This is a genomic window from Tardiphaga robiniae (genome assembly GCF_013359755.1).
Classification (GTDB): Bacteria; Pseudomonadota; Alphaproteobacteria; order Rhizobiales; family Xanthobacteraceae; genus Tardiphaga; species Tardiphaga robiniae.
Window position 1 is genome coordinate 22,108 of record NZ_JABMCJ010000074.1, and the last position, 17,506, is coordinate 39,613.

The 17,506-nt window shown below is 61.8% G+C and carries 17 protein-coding genes; 7 read left to right on the top strand and 10 right to left on the bottom strand.

Going from position 1 to position 17,506, the window contains the following annotated elements; genetic code table 11:
• Window positions 1-5: 5 nt before the first annotated feature.
• The 6 genes from HP556_RS06845 to HP556_RS06870 all read right to left on the bottom strand — a co-directional run bounded on the left by HP556_RS06845 (window position 6) and on the right by HP556_RS06870 (window position 5,934).
• Window positions 6-749 carry an ABC transporter ATP-binding protein gene (locus HP556_RS06845; protein WP_089262045.1) on the bottom strand — a complete coding sequence of 248 codons (744 nt, stop codon included), beginning with the start codon at window positions 747-749 and terminating at the stop codon, window positions 6-8.
• A complete protein-coding gene (locus tag HP556_RS06850) occupies window positions 746-1,741 on the bottom strand; it encodes a branched-chain amino acid ABC transporter permease (protein WP_175366394.1) in 996 nt (331 codons plus the stop codon). Before HP556_RS06850 ends, HP556_RS06845 begins: the two co-directional genes overlap by 4 nt.
• On the bottom strand, window positions 1,738-2,613 hold the full coding sequence (locus HP556_RS06855; RefSeq protein ID WP_093759434.1) for a branched-chain amino acid ABC transporter permease: 876 nt from the start codon (window positions 2,611-2,613) through the stop codon (window positions 1,738-1,740). Before HP556_RS06855 ends, HP556_RS06850 begins: the two co-directional genes overlap by 4 nt.
• 184 nt (window positions 2,614-2,797) lie before the next feature.
• Window positions 2,798-3,940: an ABC transporter substrate-binding protein gene (locus tag HP556_RS06860; RefSeq protein WP_175366395.1), complete on the bottom strand. Its 1,143-nt coding sequence runs from the start codon at window positions 3,938-3,940 to the stop codon at window positions 2,798-2,800.
• A gap of 60 nt (window positions 3,941-4,000) precedes the next feature.
• Window positions 4,001-4,891 carry a shikimate dehydrogenase gene (locus tag HP556_RS06865; protein WP_175366396.1) on the bottom strand — a complete coding sequence of 297 codons (891 nt, stop codon included), beginning with the start codon at window positions 4,889-4,891 and terminating at the stop codon, window positions 4,001-4,003.
• Window positions 4,892-4,995: 104 nt separating this feature from the next.
• Window positions 4,996-5,934, bottom strand: a complete 939-nt coding sequence (locus HP556_RS06870) for a LysR family transcriptional regulator (RefSeq protein ID WP_175366397.1) — start codon at window positions 5,932-5,934, stop codon at window positions 4,996-4,998.
• A 263-nt stretch (window positions 5,935-6,197) separates the two neighbouring features.
• Here HP556_RS06870 and HP556_RS06875 point away from each other — a divergent pair, with 263 nt between their 5' ends.
• Complete coding sequence (locus tag HP556_RS06875; protein ID WP_093759432.1) at window positions 6,198-7,409, top strand: glycosyltransferase; 1,212 nt, start codon at window positions 6,198-6,200, stop codon at window positions 7,407-7,409.
• Between the two features lie 10 nt (window positions 7,410-7,419).
• Here HP556_RS06875 and HP556_RS06880 read toward each other — a convergent pair whose 3' ends face one another.
• The gene (locus tag HP556_RS06880) at window positions 7,420-7,842 is read right to left on the bottom strand and encodes a hypothetical protein (RefSeq protein ID WP_089262035.1); all 423 of its coding nucleotides are present in this window, start codon (window positions 7,840-7,842) and stop codon (window positions 7,420-7,422) included.
• 179 nt (window positions 7,843-8,021) lie between these two features.
• On the opposite strand from HP556_RS06880, the gene HP556_RS30570 reads away from it, so the two are divergent.
• The 5 genes from HP556_RS30570 to zigA all read left to right on the top strand — a co-directional run bounded on the left by HP556_RS30570 (window position 8,022) and on the right by zigA (window position 13,832).
• Window positions 8,022-8,156, top strand: coding sequence for a hypothetical protein (locus HP556_RS30570; protein ID WP_420878652.1), 135 nt, complete (start codon window positions 8,022-8,024; stop codon window positions 8,154-8,156).
• Between the two features lie 88 nt (window positions 8,157-8,244).
• Window positions 8,245-9,258 carry an NAD(P)H-dependent flavin oxidoreductase gene (locus HP556_RS06890; RefSeq protein WP_175366398.1) on the top strand — a complete coding sequence of 338 codons (1,014 nt, stop codon included), beginning with the start codon at window positions 8,245-8,247 and terminating at the stop codon, window positions 9,256-9,258.
• Window positions 9,259-9,477: 219 nt separating this feature from the next.
• On the top strand, window positions 9,478-11,055 hold the full coding sequence (ggt, locus tag HP556_RS06895) for a gamma-glutamyltransferase (RefSeq protein ID WP_175366399.1): 1,578 nt from the start codon (window positions 9,478-9,480) through the stop codon (window positions 11,053-11,055).
• Between the two features lie 235 nt (window positions 11,056-11,290).
• Window positions 11,291-12,439 carry a diguanylate cyclase domain-containing protein gene (locus HP556_RS30465; protein ID WP_175366400.1) on the top strand — a complete coding sequence of 383 codons (1,149 nt, stop codon included), beginning with the start codon at window positions 11,291-11,293 and terminating at the stop codon, window positions 12,437-12,439.
• Between the two features lie 181 nt (window positions 12,440-12,620).
• Complete coding sequence (gene zigA / locus HP556_RS06905; RefSeq protein ID WP_175366401.1) at window positions 12,621-13,832, top strand: zinc metallochaperone GTPase ZigA; 1,212 nt, start codon at window positions 12,621-12,623, stop codon at window positions 13,830-13,832.
• A 4-nt stretch (window positions 13,833-13,836) separates the two neighbouring features.
• On the opposite strand, the gene HP556_RS06910 is transcribed toward zigA, so the two are convergent.
• From HP556_RS06910 to HP556_RS06920, 3 genes are all read right to left on the bottom strand, one after another.
• Window positions 13,837-14,538 carry a DUF1045 domain-containing protein gene (locus HP556_RS06910; RefSeq protein ID WP_175366402.1) on the bottom strand — a complete coding sequence of 234 codons (702 nt, stop codon included), beginning with the start codon at window positions 14,536-14,538 and terminating at the stop codon, window positions 13,837-13,839.
• Between the two features lie 80 nt (window positions 14,539-14,618).
• Window positions 14,619-15,806 (bottom strand): alpha-D-ribose 1-methylphosphonate 5-triphosphate diphosphatase, encoded by a 1,188-nt coding sequence (locus tag HP556_RS06915; protein WP_175366403.1) that lies wholly within the window; start codon window positions 15,804-15,806, stop codon window positions 14,619-14,621.
• Window positions 15,803-16,453, bottom strand: coding sequence for an LbetaH domain-containing protein (locus tag HP556_RS06920; protein WP_175366404.1), 651 nt, complete (start codon window positions 16,451-16,453; stop codon window positions 15,803-15,805). The genes HP556_RS06915 and HP556_RS06920 overlap by 4 nt, the downstream gene beginning before the upstream one ends.
• A 224-nt stretch (window positions 16,454-16,677) precedes the next feature.
• Between HP556_RS06920 and phnC the strand changes: the two genes are divergently transcribed.
• Window positions 16,678-17,487 (top strand): phosphonate ABC transporter ATP-binding protein, encoded by an 810-nt coding sequence (gene phnC, locus HP556_RS06925; protein WP_175366405.1) that lies wholly within the window; start codon window positions 16,678-16,680, stop codon window positions 17,485-17,487.
• The last annotated feature ends 19 nt before the right edge of the window (window positions 17,488-17,506 follow it).

Below are 17,506 nucleotides of genomic sequence, written 5' to 3' on the forward strand. Positions count from 1 at the left end.
TATCCTCAATGTCCCAAATAGGCTTCGATCACGGCAGGATTGGCGCGGATTTCGTCCGGTCGCCCCACCGCAAGAACCTTGCCTTCGGCCATCACCATCACGCGTGTGCAGAGCGACATCACGAATTCCATGTTGTGCTCGATGACAACGAAAGTGGCGCGCTTCTCCCGGTTGATCGCCGCGAGGCGATCCTTGAGATCCGCGAGCATGGTCAGGTTGACGCCGCCGGCAGGCTCGTCGAGCAGCACGAGGCGCGGTCCGCCCATGAAGGCCATCGCGGCATCGAGCAGTTTCTGCTGGCCATAAGAGAGGCCGCCGGCGGGCTCATCGGCGAGATGGTCGAGCTTGAAGAAGCCGATCATCTGGTTGGCCGCCTCGGTCAGTCCGGCATCGGATGGGCCGAGCAGGCGCGACAGCATGTTACCTTGGTGTTCTTGACCAGCGAGGATCAGGTTTTCGCGCACCGACAGCTTCGGGAATACCTGCAGCAATTGAAACGTGCGGCTGACACCGAGGCCGTTCAGCTCTGACGGCCGCATGCCGGTGACCACCTTGCCGTCGACCTTCACTTCGCCGGCGCTTGGTGTGAGCTGGCCGAGGATGCAGTTGAACAGAGTGGACTTGCCGCAGCCGTTCGGACCGATCAGGCCGAGGATTTCGCCTTCCTGCACATCGAACGAGACGCCGTTCACGGCGGTGATGCCGCCAAAGCTCTTGCGGATATTGCTGACTTCGAGAACCGCGGTCATGGCGCCGTTTCCAGTTTCGCTTTGGCGACCGCACGTAATGCGGACGCTGCCTTGGTGCGGCGTTCGGAGATGTAACGATCGAGAATGCCGAGAATACCGGTGGGTGAGTAGATCAGCAGCAGGATCACTGCGATGGCATAGAGCATCAGATAGTAACCCTGCGTGAAGCGCAGCCATTCAGGCAACAGCACGGCGATCATCGCGCCAAGGAACGGCCCGAAGAAGAAACCGGAGCCGCCGACGATCACCATCATCAGGAGATCGAGCGACAGCGACAGGTGGAACGGCACGGGATCGACATATTGGGTCAGCGGCGCATAGAGCGTGCCCGCGACACCGCCGAGTGCGGAACCAATTGCAAAGGCCATCAGCGTATAGCGCCTTGTGTCGATGCCGAGCGAGAGCGCACGAACGGGATTTTCGCGCAGCGCAATGAAAGCGCGGCCCCACGGCGAACGGATCAGCCACCAGACGGCCAGTGAGACGATGCCGAGCGATCCCAGACAGACATAATAGAACGGTAACGGCCGCCGCGTCGGATAGCCGAAAATCTCCGGGCGAGGGATGTTGCTGATGCCGTAGATGCCCTTGGTCAGCCAATCCTCGTTCCGAAACACGAGAAAAGCGAGCGTCGAAAAGGCGAGGGTGACAAAAGCCAGATAGTGATGCTGTACGCGGAGCGCGGGGTAACCGAGAATCCAGCCGATGGCGAAGCACAGCACGATGGCGACGCCGAGCGCTCCGATCAGCGGCAGACCACTCGATGTCATGATCGCAGCGGTATAGGCGCCGATGCCGACAAAGGCGCCCTGCGCCAGCGAGACCTGCCCTGCATAACCCAGCGTCAGATTGAGCCCCATGGCGGCGATGGTCATCACAGCCCACTGGCTGAGGATGAACAGGCCGTAGCGGTTGAAGTTCATCGGAACGATGATCAGCGCGGCAATGACAACGATGCCGAAGCCGATCTTGAGGGTCTTCGCCGCGGTCATACGGTGCGCTCCTCAGGCCGGCCAAGCATGCCTTGCGGCCGAAACAGAATGATCGCGATCAGCAGAACCAATGGCACGGCGGCGCGATACTGGGTGGAGACATAGGCGGCCGACAGATTGTCGACGACGCCGATCAGCAGGCCGCCGGCAATGGCGCCGCGGACCTGGTTGAAGCCGCCGACAATGGCGGCGATGAATGCGGCCTGGCCAAGCACTTCGCCGTTGGAGAATTTAGCGAGATAGATCGGAGTGATGAGGAGTGAAGCCAGCGCGACCAGAAACGCGTTGATCAGGAAGGTCAGAAGGATCATGCGCTCAACGGGCACACCGATGATGCGCGCGACGGTCGGGTTCTGTGCGGCGGCCTGCATCTGGTGACCGATGGAGGTGCGGTTCAGCAGCGTTGTCAGGCCGAGCACGGCGAGAATCGCCAGCACCAGCACGCCAATGCTCTGCAGGGCGACGACGCGGCCGAAAATCGTGACGTCACCGCCCGGGATGATCGATGGAAATGGCGAGGCTTCGGCACTCCAGAATTGCTTGGCGGCTTCCTTGATGCCGATGGCCAGGGCCATGGTCGCAATCGCCAGCGGCAGCACGCCATGGCGCAGCATTGGATCGACCAGCAACATTTTGAAGCCGAGGCCCAGCAGCAGCAGCGACAGCGCGATGCCAATCAGGATCGCCAGCCAGAACGGTGCACCGGCATGCATCACCGCCAGCATCAGGAAGGCCGGCAGCATGACGAATTCGCCCTGCGCGAAATTGATGGTCTGTGAGGTCTGCCACAGCAGCGTGAAGCCGACGGCGACGATCGCGTAGATCGCCCCGGTGGCAAGACCTGCGATGAGGAGATCGAGAAGGTTGGACATTTGGTTCTCCAAATGGCCGGCAGCTAAAGCACCGGCCGCGCGCTCCCTCGCCCCGCTTGCGGGGAGAGGGCTGGGGGTGAGGGGTTCTTGCAAGTGAAACACTCGCTCCCCCTCACCCGAAGCCTCGCTTCCGCTCGGCTCCGCCCCCTCCCCGCAAGCGGGGAGAGGCTAAACACGCCGGGCCTCAGTTGCCGAGCTTTGGCAGCACCTGCTTGACGACCTGCTTGCCCTCGACGATCTCGACGAGGAAACCCTGTCTATCGATGTCGCCATTGGCGTCGAAGGTCGCATCCATCAGGATGCCCGGCTCCTTGGCGGCGGTGATTGTGAAGCCGTGCAGGGCATCGGCGAAGCCCTTGGAATCGACCTTGCCCATCTTCTCGGTGGTGGCCTTGATCATGTAGATCGCGAGCCAGCCCTTGAGGCCGTTATGGTCTGGGACGTAGTTGTACTTCTTCACGAACTTGTCGCGGAACGCCTTGATCAGTTCGACCGGCGCGTCGGTGGTGAGACCGACATGGCCGCGCGCGCCATTGGCCGCGTCGCCGGCGAGTTCGACGACCTTCTGTCCGACCAGCGTGGTTTCGCCGACCAGCGGCACAGTGATGCCCTGGCGTTTCAACTCCTTGAGTATGCGCGCGCTCTCTTCTTCGTTGACGTAAACGAACACCGCGTCCGGCGCCGCCGCCTTGATCTTGCTGACATCGGCCGCGAAGTCGGCCTGGCCGGCTTCGGTGGAGAGATCGGCCGCGACTTTGATATTGTACTTGGCGAATTCCTTGCTGATGGAATCGCGCCCGCCTTTGCCGAAGTCGTTGTTGACCCAGACGATGGCGACAGACTTCGCTTTCAGTTCGTCATTGATGTATTTGGCGACCTTGGGCATGGACGACTGCTGACCGAACGAGGTGCGGAACAGAAACTTGTTGCCGGTTGTCGTGAGTTCAGCGGCTTCGCCGCCCATGATTTGTGCGATGCCGGCTTCGGCGGCGAGCGGCGCGGTGACCTTCACCGAACCGGAATAGCCGGGCCCGAGCAGCACATAAGGCTCGGCGTCCAGTGCCTTCTGAACCTGGGCGCGGGCGACACCGGGGTTGGACTGCGAGTCTGCATGGGTCACTTCCAGCTTGCGGCCGAGTACACCGCCCTTGGAATTGATTTCTTCGATCGCGAGATCGATGCCGTTCTTCCAGTTGGTGCCGACGGTGGCGCCGCCGCCGGACAATTCGGCGACATTGGCGAGTTTAATAGGGGCTCCGGACTGCGCGATGGCAGCACCGGTCAATACAGTCGCGAGCAGGGCGCTCGCCAAAAACACTGGCTTCATGGAATCCTCCTGTTGCTATTGTTGTGTTTGTGGGTGCGGCCTTATGAGCGGCCGCTTCATTCAGGCTGCGTTTGGTGTCGGGTACCTTTTGACCATGACGGCGTCGAAAGCAATTCCCATTTCAGTCGGTGAAGGCGCAAATCCTGTAAACAACTCAAAGGCATCGGCGGCCTGGTAGATCGCCAGATCGCGGCCGGTCATGACCGGCGCGCCCTTCGCCTTGGCCGCGTTGAGCAGCGGCGTCCACAGCGGGGAATACACCGCATCCGCAACCCACGCTTCCGCATGCAGCAGCGCATCGGGCACCGGCGTGCCGCGGTTGGGCAACATGCCGATGGGTGTGCCATTGACGATGCCGACTGCGCCGCGAACCGCGTCATCGACGCTGTCCGCCACGCGGATGCTTTGCCGGTTGTGGAGCAGGGAAACGAGATGCTGGGCCTTGGCCGTGTCCGTATCGAAAATCCGGATCTCCGAAACGCCGAGATCGGCCAATGCAAAGGCGATGGCCTTGCCGACGCCACCGGTGCCGATGACCGCGACCGGGCCGTGGTTGGAATTGGCAACCAGTTGCCTGGCGGCCCTTGCAAAGCCCGTGGTGTCGGTGTTGTGGCCAGTCAGCCTGCCGTCGCGGACCACGACCGTATTGACGGCGCCGATGGCCTTGGCCCCCGGCGAGAGCTCGTCGAGCAGATCGACCACGGCTTCCTTATAGGGGAAGGTCACGTTTATGCCGGCAAAACCGAGGCGACGGACGCTGTCCAGAATGGCGCGCAATCCGCTGCGGTCGGCACCGGCGATCTCGATCAGCTGATAGTAACAGCGTGCACCCATGGCGTCGGCGGCCCGTTCGTGCATCGCCGGTGACGCCGAATGCGCGATCGGCGCACCGAGCAGGCCGGTGAGGAAACGTTGGCCCGTCGCCGGGGTATGGGGCGTCGAAGAGGTCATGAACGGATGGCCAATACTGTCAATCATCATCAGAAACGGGACAGAAGATAGCGCGGCGGCGATCTAACACAATTACCCTGTTATACAACAAACATAACATGATGTTATTTTTTACGGACGCGCGAGGCCGGCTTTGCAGCGGCAATTTTGTGAGAGCCGACTGCGCGCATCTCGTTGCGCAGGCAGTCGATAAAATGCTCGATATGCAGTGACAGCGGCGCGCCGCGTTTCACGGCGATGTAGGTATCGAACCGGGTGGGTTCGACGATGCGGATCACCTCGACGCCGGGATAGCCGCCATGGGCCACCGTGAATTGGTCGATGACCGCGATGCCCAATCCTGCCTTCACCAGGGCACAGACCGTGGTGCCAAATCTCGCTCGAATGGTGATGTCGTATTTGAGTTTATTGCGGGCGAAGATCTCGGCCATGATCCGACCGTAGGGGTCGTTGGGGTCGATGCCGATGAGGGGATACCGGATGATCTCCTTGGCCGACACCTGCTTGCGACCTGCGAGTTCGTGTCCCTCCGGCACGATGCAGAACAATTCGCCGGACGCCAGCGGCATGAAGTCGAGCCCGGGATGTTCGAGCCGATAGCTCATGGCGACGCAGTCGCCGCGACCGAGCAGCAGATAGTCGATCGCCTCCTCAAGCTTGAGAATGTTGATGTCGATCCGCAGGCCGGGATAACGCCGCCGCACCTGCTCGATGGCGCGTGGCACCATCACCTGCGAGATACTGGGAACCGATCCGATGCGCAGTTCCGACAGCGTTCCATGGCCGATTTTGGAGATGATCTCGGTGAGATCGTCGACTTTCTTGTAGACACCGTTGATCTGCTCGAAAATATTCTGCGCTTCAGGGGTCGGGAAGTAGCGTCCGTTCTGGCGCTGGAAGAAGCGGATGCCGAGCGACTTCTCGGTGTATTTGACCAGGCGGCTGATGCCGGGCGCGGACACATTCAGGAGTTTGGCAGCGCCGCCAATGGTGCCCGTCACCATGACGGCGCGGATCACTTCAACCTGGCGTAACGTCATCATGCGCAAAAACTCTCGTTATGCTGAATGGCGCGGATGGTGCGCCGGAATGCGCGCTCGTCTGCTCTGGATGGATATGGTGCCGTCCGCGTCCGCGAACCCGGTAGCATTTTCCCCAGAGGTTATCAGAACACATCTGAATTGATTTAATTTTTACCGACAGTTCGCAATCGAATTAACGCAAGTTGTAGGAGTGGATTGTAGAAGGGGCGCATTGGTCTATTTTCAGGTCAGCCCACATTCGCCGTTTCCGCCGTTGAGGTCCTATGCGCGTCGCTGTCGTCCACGATTGGCTCTACACGCTGGGCGGTGCCGAGCAGGTGCTGCGCGAGATATTGCAGTGCTATCCGGAAGCGGATGTGTTCACGCTGTTCGATGTGCTGACGCCGGAAGATCGCGCCAAAATCGGCTTCAAGAAGGCGCGCACCAGCTTCCTGCAGAAGATGCCGTTCATCCGCAAACGTCATCGGTCATATTTGCCACTCATGCCGATCGCGATCGAGCAGTTCGATCTGTCAGGTTACGACCTGGTTATTTCCAGCAGCTATGCGGTGGCCAAGGGCGTGATCACCGGCCCGAACCAGCTTCACGTGTCCTATGTGCATTCGCCGATGCGTTATGCGTGGGATCTGCAGCACGCTTATCTGAATGAAAGCGGTTACACCGCTGGCATCAAGAGCGCGTTGGCACGGGCGCTGCTGCACCGGATCCGGATCTGGGACGTGCGTACGGCCCATGGGCCGGACGCCATGCTGGCGAATTCCAATTTCGTCGCCAAGCGGATCAAGAAGGTCTATGGCCGCGACGCCAAGGTCATCTACCCGCCGGTGACCATGTCGAAGCTGCCGCCTGATCTGCCTACCGGAGACCACTTCCTCGCGGCAAGTCGTCTGGTGCCCTACAAGAAGATCGAAGCCGTGATCCAGGCCTTTGCCGAACTGCCGGATCAGAAGCTGATCGTTGCAGGCGACGGCCCGGATGCGGAGCGGTTGAAGGCAATCGCCGGCCCGAACGTGACATTCGTCGGCTTCGTCAGTGATGAGAAGCTGCGCGAATTGATGGCGACGGCGCGTGCCTTCGTCTTTGCCGCCGAGGAAGACTTCGGGATCATCGTTGTCGAAGCGGAATCCGAAGGTGCGCCGGTTCTGGCGTTCGGCCGCGGCGGCGCGCGCGAGACGGTCTCTGCCTCTCCGGAATTGCGCACCGGCATGTTTTTCGATTCCAACGAGCCGAAGGCGATTGCGGAATGCGTCCGTGCCTTTGTAGCGAATGAAAGCTCATTTTCGCGTGCTGACTGCCGGATGCAGGCCGAGAAATTCTCGGCTGAGCGTTTCCGCAACGAACTGATGTCATTTGTGAACGACCACATGCGGACATTCAGCGGTGAGCGGCGGCGCAATCGCGATGGTAGTTCGCCGGATGCGGCGGGCTTCAAGCGGCGTTGGAGCGATGCCAAGGATTCCGCCCGAAGCGAATAGGCATCTGCCGTTACGATGACGCCCGCGACGCGGGGCCTTTGTAATCCGGAAACCGCGACAGCATGGCGGTCTTCAGGAACTTGAAGTGCGAGATGCTGACAGCAAGGTCGCGCAACCGGCGCTGGCCGTTTGAAATTTCGGTCTCGAACAGGTCCAGGTGATCGCTGTCGAGCTTCTCCCGGGTCAGATACTCATCGTCCCCATTGCCGAAGGTTACAGCCGCGCGCGCCAGCACATCGTCGACGCGGCGGGTGAGGCCGGCCTGCTCGGCTTCGGCATTGCTGAGTGCGCTATCGAGGGCCGAAAGGACGTAATCCAGCCGCTCGCGATCAGTTTCGGCATCGCGTTCAGCCGAACGCGCCCTGAACTCACGCTCGCCGACAAGGCTGCGAAGATAGTTCTGGGCACGAGCCCGCAGGAACATCTGGAACATGCCGTATCCGGTCCAAGCGCGCGCGGCGGCATGCCGCGCAATGGCGCAGCTTGGCCGATTATGGTGATCAATCGGTTAAGAAATCGGATGCGTGATCAGGCGGCCTTTGTTCTCGGCGTGCTGCCGCCCGCGCAGGTTCGGCGAGCCAGAATGCCATCGGCATCGGCGTCGCGGGCGGTATGGTCACCGCGACCGTGCTCGGCGTCTTCTTCGTGCCGGTGCTTTACGTGCTGGTGCGGCGCCTGTTTTCGAGCCGCAAGAAGGACGAAAAGGGCCAGGTGCATGAGCAGGCGGTGGCATCGCCCGCGGAGTAGCCGCATCATGCCGGACATTCTGTCCGGCTTATAGCGGTTGCCGGGGAATTCCGGCTATCCTCCCGGAAAATATGAGGGATGGAAACAAATGCCGCTGTCTTCGGGTGACCGCCACGTGATCGACGACCCCAGCGGCAAAACGAGTGCTGCGCGTTTTACGGAAACAATTCGGCCGCGGCTGTCAGTGCCGTTGGTCGCTGCGCCGATGTTTCGCGTGTCAGGCCCGGAACTCGTCATTGCCGCGTGTAAGGCTGGCGTGATCGGTTCGTTTCCAACGGCCAATTGCCGAACCGACGAAGAGCTCGATCACTGGATAGCGCGTATTCTCGGCGCGCTCGGGCCGGACGACGCGCCGTTCTGTCCGAATCTCATCATCCGCCGCGAGAGCTTGCAGGATGATCTTGCCACGGTGATCCGGCATGGCTGCGAGATGGTGATCACCAGCGTCGGACCGCCGGACGCCGTCGTCGCACCGCTGCATGAGGCAGGCTGTATGGTGTTTGCCGATGTCGCTTCGATCCGTCATGCGAAGAAGGCCATTGCGGCCGGTGTCGATGGTCTCGTCTTGCTGACGGCGGGTGCTGGCGGGCAGACGGGCTGGGTCAACGGCTTTTCCTTCGTGCGGGCGGTTCGCTCCTTCTATGAAGGGCCGATCGTGCTGGCCGGCGGCGTGTCGGACGGGCAGGCGGTGTTTGCCGCCGAGGTGCTCGGCTGCGATCTCAGCTATATGGGTACCAAGTTCATTGCCACCGAGGAGAGCATGGCAGTGGACGAGTACAAGCGGATGCTCGTCACGTCCGAACTCGACGATGTCCTGCTGTCACGGGCTTTCACCGGCCTGGAAACCAATACGCTGGTTCCCTCGATTGTCGCCGCGGGCCTTGATCCGAAAGATCTGCCGACGGACATGACCAAAGAACGCGCCGATGCGCTCTATGGCCGGCAAGCGACGTCCGGGGTCAAGCGATGGCGCGACGTTTGGAGCGCAGGCCACTCTGTCTCAGGTATTGCTGCAATCGAGCCCGTAGCGACGCTGGTCGCCCGCACGCGCGATGAATATGAGACCGCGCGTTCGACGCCGCGCCGTTCACTCGGGAGCTAGCTCGTCATATGCACGGCTGGGTTGCGGCGCAATATCGTATTCGCGGTAGCGGCTGCCAGTCTCATTGTTGTCATAACGGCTACCGCACTGCCGATTCACACGCTAAACCACACGCCATCCCCGCGCGCCTGGGGGCCGATCTGCTCGGCGCTCGACCGCATCTCTCCCGCCTCGTCGCGCGATCTGCGCCAGGCGGCTTCGTACCGATAGAGGACTCTCATGCGTGATTTCATGGCCGTTGCCCGTTCCGTCGCCGTTGCCGAGCACGGGATGGCCGCAACCTCGCATCCGTTGGCGACGCTGGCTGCTGTGGAGATGCTGAAGTCGGGCGGCAATGCCATCGATGCGGCGCTGGCGGCAGTCGCCGTGCAATGCGTGGCCGATCCGGCGATGACCGGCATTGGCGGCGACTGTTTTGCCCTCTATTCGCGGAAGGGCGGCGCGCCGATCGCGCTGAACGGCTCCGGCCGTACCCCGGCCAAGATCGATTCCGAGAAATATGCGGCGTCCGGCGTCCGCGACATTCCCGAGACCTGCGTTGAGACCGTCACCGTGCCCGGCGCCATCGATGCCTGGTGCACGCTCAGCAAGGATCATGGCTCGAAGCCGCTGGCCGACGTGTTTGCCGCAGCCATCGATGCCGCCGAGAACGGCTTCCTCATCACCCCGCGCGTGTCCGCCGACTGGGCCAAATGGCGCCGCAAGCTGGAACTGCATCCCGACGCGACCGCGCAGTACCTGCCGGGCGGCCATGCCCCCGCGGTCGGCGACAAGCGCGTCCAGCCGGCGCTCGCTGCCACACTGCGCCGGGTCGCACGCGAGGGCCGTAACGGCTTCTACCAGGGCCAGGTGGCCGACGACATTATCACCACGCTGCGTGCCGTTGGCGGCGCGCACGAGGCCGATGATTTCAACGAGCAGCGCTCCGACTATGTGACGCCGATCTCCGCCAATCATCACGGCTATGATGTCGCCGAATGCCCGCCGAACGGCCAGGGGCTCGCCGCACTGATGATCCTGCGCGTGCTGGCCGGCTACGACATGGCCAATCTGAGTGAGGCCGACCGCATCCATGTGCTTGCCGAGGCGACCAAGGCGGCCTATCGCACGCGCGATGCCTATTTCTGCGATCCGGCCTATGGCCAGGTCGATGTTGAGCGCTTCCTGTCGGACAAGTTCATCGGCGACCTTCGCGCCAAGATCGACATGAAGCACGCTTCGCCGGAAGAGCACTGGGACTCGGTCATCCACAAGGACACGGTCTATCTGACCGTGGTCGACCGCGATCTCAACGCCGTGTCCCTGATCAATTCGCTGTTCGGCCCGTTCGGCAGCGGCATCTATGCAAAGAAGTCCGGCGTGCTGCTGCATCACCGCGGCTGGAGTTTCCGCGCCAAGCCCGGCCATGTGAATTCGCTTGGCCCGCGCAAGCGGCCGATGCACACGATCATCCCGGGCATGCTGATGAAAGACGGTCGCGCGGTTATGCCGTTCGGCGTGATGGGCGGCCATTATCAGGCCACCGGCCATGCCCAGTTCATATCCGATGTGATCGACCGCAAGATGGACATCCAGGCCGCTGCCGAGGCGCCGCGCTCGTTCGCGACCAACAACCTGCTGCAGCTTGAAAAGACCATCCCGGAAGCGGTGCGCAACGATCTGGCCGCCCGCGGCCATACGCTGCAGATGATGGATACCGGCATCGGTGGCTGCCAGGCCATCCAGATCGATTACGAGCGTGGCGTGCTGCTCGGCGCCTCGGACCACCGCAAGGACGGCCTCGCACTCGGCTTCTGATCGATCAGGACAAGGCGCGATGGCGAACTTCAGGTCCCATCGCGCCGTGACTGGTCCGGAGTTCGCCAGTCTTCTACCGATAAGCTCGAATTCTCTGCATCTAGCGGAAGAGGCTCTGCGCCTGGCGGACAAGCGTGCGATTGGTAACTGCCGGTTAACTCAGTTAGATTTTGACCGAGTTCGCCGATGAAAATTTCAGACTTTGGCGGTATCGGGTGCTTCGGGGAGAAGCGACGTGGTCAAATTCTGGAGATCAATTTTCGTAGGCGTTCCGGACCATGTCCGGATCGAACTCATCGACATGCTCTTCCAGACGCGTGTGCCGCTTTCGATCGCCGGCTTCACACTGGCCATTGTCTCGTGTCACGTCGCCATTAGTTCTGCGAATCCATGGTTCTACGGGTTGAGTGCAGCCGGAGTGATCGTCACGATCTTCCGCGTGGCCACCGAAGGCGTCTATCATCGCAGTAAGGGTCAACGCAGCTTCACAATCGCCGCGGCCGAGCGATGGGAGCGGCTTTACGCGTGGAGCAGCTACGTCTTCGCAGGGCTGATCGGAATACTCGGCGCAGCAACCTTCTGGGCGAAGAATCCGGCTCATCAACTCCTGGCGACCGCGTTGGTGTTCGGCTATGCGGCCGGCATCGTCTGTCGGATTTCCGTCCGGCCGGGGATCGCATTGCCTGCCTTGATGCTGGTCGCCTTGCCGACGGCGTTCGCGGCGCTCGCCCGCGTCGATAGCAATCTGGCTTTCTATGCGGTGATCCTGATCGCGTTCCTGCTCGGCAGCTTCGAGACCGTGCGTTTCATCTATCGGCAGAATATCGAGCAGATCTCGCTCAAGCACGAATTCTCGACCCTCGCGCGGCACGATGCGCTGACGGGCCTGGCCAATCGGCTTGGCTTTCAGGAGCGCCTCGCGATCATCGCCGCGCGCGCCAGGGCGGTGGGCTGTCTCATTGCCGTTCACAGCGTCGACCTCGATCGGTTCAAGGAGGTCAACGACGTGCATGGCCATCCCATAGGCGATGCGCTGCTGCAGGCGGTCGCGAGCCGGCTCAGCGGAATTTTGCGCGACGGCGACTTCGCGGTGCGCATGGGCGGTGACGAATTCGTTGTGGTGCAATCCGTCGTCGGCAATCGCGAGGAGGCAATGTTGCTGGGCCGCCGCATCATTCGGACGCTCTCGGAGCCGTTCATCATCGATGGCCTGGAACTGACCGTTGGCGCCAGTGTCGGTATAGCCATCGGCCGCGAGGGTGACGATCCCTGCGATCTCACACCTGCTGCCGACAGGGCACTTTACGCCTCGAAAGCCAGTGGCCGAAACCGCGTGACCTTTGCCAAGCCGGTGGATGCCGAGACAATCGCGCGGGCAGGCTAACGTCGAGGCAATGAGCGTGGGCTGACCCGCGCCAGATGAATTTCCGGCACATCAGAAAAGCTGACAGCGCACCGACGGGATCGGTGGGCGCGGGGTTGACAGGCATGAAGATTGTAATGTTATAACATTACAAATAAGAAGAGCCTGATGTCCCGTACCCTCAAAAGACTGTTCGATCTCGATGCAAAAACTCCCCGTCACAGTCTTGTCCGGCTTCCTCGGGGCTGGAAAGACAACTTTGCTGAACCATGTGCTGAACAACCGTCACGGCCTGAAGGTGGCGGTGATTGTGAACGACATGAGCGAGGTGAACATCGATGCGGCCCTGGTTCGCGATGGCGGTGCCAACCTGTCGCGGACGGATGAGAAGCTGGTCGAGATGACCAATGGCTGCATCTGCTGCACGCTGCGCGACGATCTGCTCAAGGAAGTGCGGGCGCTCGCCGAAAGCCGGCGGTTCGATTACCTGCTGATCGAATCCACCGGAATTGCAGAGCCGCTGCCGGTGGCCGCGACTTTCGATTTCCGCGACGAGAACGGCGACAGCCTGTCGGACGTGGCGCAGCTCGACACCATGGTGACGGTGGTCGATGCGGTGAACCTGTTGAAAGACTATTCCTCGACCGACTTTCTGCAGGACCGCGGTGAGGCCCTCGACGGCGACAAACGCACGCTGGTGGATCTGCTGGTGGAGCAGATCGAATTCGCCGATGTCGTGGTGCTCAACAAGGTCAATGACGCCACGCCCGAGCAATGCAACAGCGCGCGCAAGATCATCTGCGCGCTCAATCCCGACGCCGATATCATCGAGGCGAATTTTGCCAATGTGCCGTTCGACCGCGTGCTCGATACCGGCCGTTTTGATTTTGAAAAGGCGCAGCAGCATCCACTCTGGCACAAGGAGCTGTATGGCTTCGCCGATCACGTGCCGGAGACCGAAGAATACGGCGTGACGAATTTCGTCTATCGCGCGCGGCGGCCGTTCGATCCCGTGAAGTTTCAGGCCTTTCTGCGCGAGAGTTGGGCCGGCGTGATCCGTAGCAAGGGGCATTTCTGGCTGGCAACGCGGCCACAATGGGTCGGCGAACTCAGCCAGGCGGGCGCCATCGTGCGCACCGAGGGTATGGGATTCTGGTGGGCCAATGTCCCCGTTGATCGCTGGCCGGACGATCCGTATTGGCGGCAGTCCCTGAAGAAGAACTGGAACGAGATCTATGGCGACCGGCGTCAGGAGATCGTCTTCATCGGTTCCGACATGGATGAGAGCGATATCCGTCGTCGGCTCGATGCCTGCCTCGTGCCCGGCAAGCCCGGCATGGATATCGCAGGCTGGGCTGCGCTGGTCGATCCGTTTCCGGCATGGAAGCGGACGGACGAGATGGCGTTCTCGTGACGCGTCAAGTCGCCGTCAGCGGCGCGTGGCACAGCACCTGGAAGCGCGACGTCGCAGATGTCTGGTGAAATAGGCCGATGCGGTCGATCCGCAGTGAGGTGAGATCAAGTGTCGCGAACCGCTGCTGCAGCATCGCCAGTACCGCGGCGCTGCGCTCGGGTGCAAGCCGTCCGGTCAGCGTCATGTGAAAGCGGAAGTCGTCGCGCACATAGGGATAGCCGAAACGATCCAGCTGCTCGACCTGCCGCGGCGTCAGGTTCTCCGGTTTGCGGCGCGCGCGATCGTTGGGCGTCATCGGTGCGCGGAACACCTCGAATCCCTCAACGCAGGCCTGAGCCAGTATGGAAAGTTCAGCAGAGGGCGCATCCGGCACCACAGCCGTGAAGCCGCTGATGATACGAACCACCGGCGAGATTTTCGGAATGGCGCGGGGCATTCGCGCGAAGTCATCGAAGGCTGCGATTAGGTCGGCTTCGGTGGCTTCTGGTGCTAGCGAGAACGGTGCCTTCAGCGTGGCGTGAAAGCCGTATTTGCGTGGGTCCTTGATGACAGCCGGCCAGTCCGGCGCCTGTATGATGAGGTCACCGGGAACCAGCACGTCATTGCCGGTGAAAGGATCGTAGCCGAGGATTTCGGCGCCGAAGCGGGAGAGGGCGCTGTCGGTGTCGGGGGCGTAATAGATCGCGTAGCGCGGGAATTCACTCATGGCCGCACCATAAAGCATGATCCCGAAAAGTGGATGCCGGTTTTCGGGAACGATCATGCTCAAGTAAGAGAGGAGCCGCGTTACGCTGCGGCAATAGCTTTGCGTTGCATGGCACGCGCCGGCTGAAGCCTTGTGGCATCGGTCAGATGCACGAGCTTGCCCTGCACGATCACGGCGACAATGCGCGGCCGTAGCGCGATGCTGTCATCGACCAGTAGAAGGTCCGCGCGGCGCCCGTCGGCGATCTCGCCGCGATCGGTGAGTCCGGCGGCCTTTGCGGGCGCGGACGAGATCAGCGCCCAGGCCTGCGGCAGCGACAGGATGCCGTCCTGAACCAGCCGGAATGCCGCGAGCAATTGCGCGGGATAATAATAGTCTGAGGCGAGGATCGAGCAGAGGCCCTTGGCGATCATGTCCGACGCCTTGGTCCAGCCCGTGTGGCTGCCGCCGCGCACCACATTGGGCGCGCCGAACACGATGAAGTCATCGGCCGCGGCTGCGGCCTTGGCGGTCTCTTCATTGATCGGGAATTCGGCGATGTTGACGCCGAGCTTGCGGAAGTCATCGCGCATCGCAGGCGTCGCGTCGTCGTGCGAGAGCGTCGGCACGCCGGCAGCGTTCGCCGCCTTGGCGAGACGCGCGATCGAGGCCGGCACCTCGTCGGTGCGCGACAGAACGCGTTCGACCAGTTGATCGAAGGCCTCGCTGCTGAGACCAGTGCGCTCCACCATCCGCGCGCGCTTCGCCGGCTTTGAGATGCCGGCGATGTCCATATGATCGTTGAAGGCGAGCAGATCGATGCGGCCGGCCTGCAGCCAGCCGACGATCTCATCTTCGGCGTCGAGATTGAACGTCTCCTGCCGCAGATGGAAGCGCGTGTCGGAGGCGAGCTTCGGCCGCAACGTCTCGATGGCATCCAGCAGCTTGCGGGCGTTCTCCGCGCCGCGCAGGCCCGGCTCCCAGGACCACGTGGTGCCATGAAACACTGTGGTGATGCCATTGGCGATGGCCTGTCGGTCGCTGTCGATCAGCGCGACATCGACAGGAAAGTCGACGCCGGGGCGCGGCATCAACTGCCGCTCGAAGGCGTCGCCATGCAGGTCGACGATTCCAGGCAGCACCAGCAGATCGGAGGCATCGAGGCCGAGCGCGCCATGGGTCGCATCCGATCCGATGTCCGCAATCACACCATCCCCAATCTGCAGCGAGGTCTCGGCGATGTCCTGGCCGAGCAAAGTGCGTCCGCCGTCGATGAAAAGTTCAGTCATGTCACTGCCATCTGCCTGGGCGCCTTGACGCCTTTATACTTGCTCAAGAAATCCTCGACCGGGAGCTTACGGAAATCCGGCAGTGCCTGTCGTAGCATCTCGTGCTCCCAGTCCCACCAGGCGAGCTCCATCAGCCCATCTTCCACAGTTTCGGAAAACCGCCGCCGCACCGGCCGCGCCGGATTGCCGGCGACGATCGTATAGGGGGCGACGTCCTTGGTCACGATGGCCCCGGCGGCGATCACCGCGCCGGTGCCGATATTGCGGCCGGGCAGCACGATGGCGCCATGGCCGAGCCACACATCGTGGCCGATAGTGCAATGATGTTCGCGTCGCCAGGCAAAGAAGTCGGCGTCGTCGCTCTCGCCGCGGAAATAGGCACTGGCGCGATAGGTGAAGTGGGCTTGCGTCGCCCGGTGCATCGGGTGATTGCCGGGATTGATCCGCGTCATCGCCGCAATCGAGCAGAACTTTCCGATCGTCGTGTAGGTGATCTGGCCGTCATTCACGACATATGAATAGTCGCCCATCGTCACTTCATTGAGGATCGTGCGCGCGCCGACTTCGGTATAGGCGCCGAGCTCGGTATCGACGAGTTTCGCGGTGGGATCGACCGCTGGCGTGAGCGAGAGTTGTTTTCCAGCCATGTGACGCTCGTGCGACGGAAGAGGAATCGGTGGGTGATATATCAGAGTGTGCGCTGGCGCGCGGGCACCTCTTCGGTCGGTTTCGTGACGGTGTCGTGACATCAGCATGAATTCGGGCGTCCTTTTCCCGCAACGACGATAACCCGTATGCGCAGGGCACATGTCACATCATTGTTAAACGCGGGCGTTACCGGTGGCGATGTCTATTGTCATTGGAGTGCCTCATGCTGGTGGTGGATAAGCTGACGTGCCGTTTCGGCGCCAAGGCTGCCGTCGATAATGCGTCGTTCGAGATCAAGCCGGGCGCATTCGTCGGCGTGATCGGCCGTTCCGGTGCCGGCAAGTCGACCATGCTGCGCATGATCAATCGCCTGTGCGAGCCGACCGAAGGCCGTATTGTATTTGATGGCGTGGATGTCACCGCGCTCAAGGGCCGCGATCTGCGCAAGTGGCGCGCGCGCTCGGCGATGATCTTCCAGCAGTTCAATCTCGTCGGCCGTCTCGACGTGCTGACCAATGTGCTGATGGGCCGTCTGGCCGAGATGCCGCAGTGGCGCTCGCTGACCCAGATGTGGCCTGAGGACGACCGTGCGCTGGCGATGTCGGCGCTGGAACAGTTCGACATGGCGCAATATGCCTCGCAGCGCGCCGATCAGCTCTCCGGCGGTCAGCAACAACGCGTCGCCATTGCCCGCGCCCTCGTGCAGCAGCCCGACATCATACTTGCGGACGAGCCGATCGCATCATTGGATCCGCGCAATACCCGCATCGTCATGGATGCACTGCTGCGTATCAACAAGCACTTCGGCATCACCGTGATGTGCAACCTGCATTCGCTCGATCTGGCGCGTACCTATTGCGATCGCCTGATCGGCATGTCCGCCGGCCGCGTCGTGTTCGATGGCGCGCCCTCCGCGCTCACCGAACATATTGCCCGCGAACTCTACGATCTCGAAGCCGACGAGGTAATGGGATCGGCGCATGTGCCAGCGCCCGTCCGCGTTCCCGAATACGGCGCTGCCGCCGTTGCGTGATTGCAGTGCGTTGAAATTA

Coding starts and splice junctions, on each gene's coding strand:
- HP556_RS06845 (WP_089262045.1), bottom strand. CDS start 749: ATGACCGCGGTTCTCGAAGTCAGCAATATCCGCAAGAGCTTTGGCGGC.
- HP556_RS06850 (WP_175366394.1), bottom strand. CDS start 1,741: ATGACCGCGGCGAAGACCCTCAAGATCGGCTTCGGCATCGTTGTCATT.
- HP556_RS06855 (WP_093759434.1), bottom strand. CDS start 2,613: ATGTCCAACCTTCTCGATCTCCTCATCGCAGGTCTTGCCACCGGGGCG.
- HP556_RS06860 (WP_175366395.1), bottom strand. CDS start 3,940: ATGAAGCCAGTGTTTTTGGCGAGCGCCCTGCTCGCGACTGTATTGACC.
- HP556_RS06865 (WP_175366396.1), bottom strand. CDS start 4,891: ATGACCTCTTCGACGCCCCATACCCCGGCGACGGGCCAACGTTTCCTC.
- HP556_RS06870 (WP_175366397.1), bottom strand. CDS start 5,934: ATGATGACGTTACGCCAGGTTGAAGTGATCCGCGCCGTCATGGTGACG.
- HP556_RS06875 (WP_093759432.1), top strand. CDS start 6,198: ATGCGCGTCGCTGTCGTCCACGATTGGCTCTACACGCTGGGCGGTGCC.
- HP556_RS06880 (WP_089262035.1), bottom strand. CDS start 7,842: ATGTTCCAGATGTTCCTGCGGGCTCGTGCCCAGAACTATCTTCGCAGC.
- HP556_RS30570 (WP_420878652.1), top strand. CDS start 8,022: ATGGTCACCGCGACCGTGCTCGGCGTCTTCTTCGTGCCGGTGCTTTAC.
- HP556_RS06890 (WP_175366398.1), top strand. CDS start 8,245: ATGCCGCTGTCTTCGGGTGACCGCCACGTGATCGACGACCCCAGCGGC.
- ggt (WP_175366399.1), top strand. CDS start 9,478: ATGCGTGATTTCATGGCCGTTGCCCGTTCCGTCGCCGTTGCCGAGCAC.
- zigA (WP_175366401.1), top strand. CDS start 12,621: ATGCAAAAACTCCCCGTCACAGTCTTGTCCGGCTTCCTCGGGGCTGGA.
- HP556_RS06910 (WP_175366402.1), bottom strand. CDS start 14,538: ATGAGTGAATTCCCGCGCTACGCGATCTATTACGCCCCCGACACCGAC.
- HP556_RS06915 (WP_175366403.1), bottom strand. CDS start 15,806: ATGACTGAACTTTTCATCGACGGCGGACGCACTTTGCTCGGCCAGGAC.
- HP556_RS06920 (WP_175366404.1), bottom strand. CDS start 16,453: ATGGCTGGAAAACAACTCTCGCTCACGCCAGCGGTCGATCCCACCGCG.
- phnC (WP_175366405.1), top strand. CDS start 16,678: ATGCTGGTGGTGGATAAGCTGACGTGCCGTTTCGGCGCCAAGGCTGCC.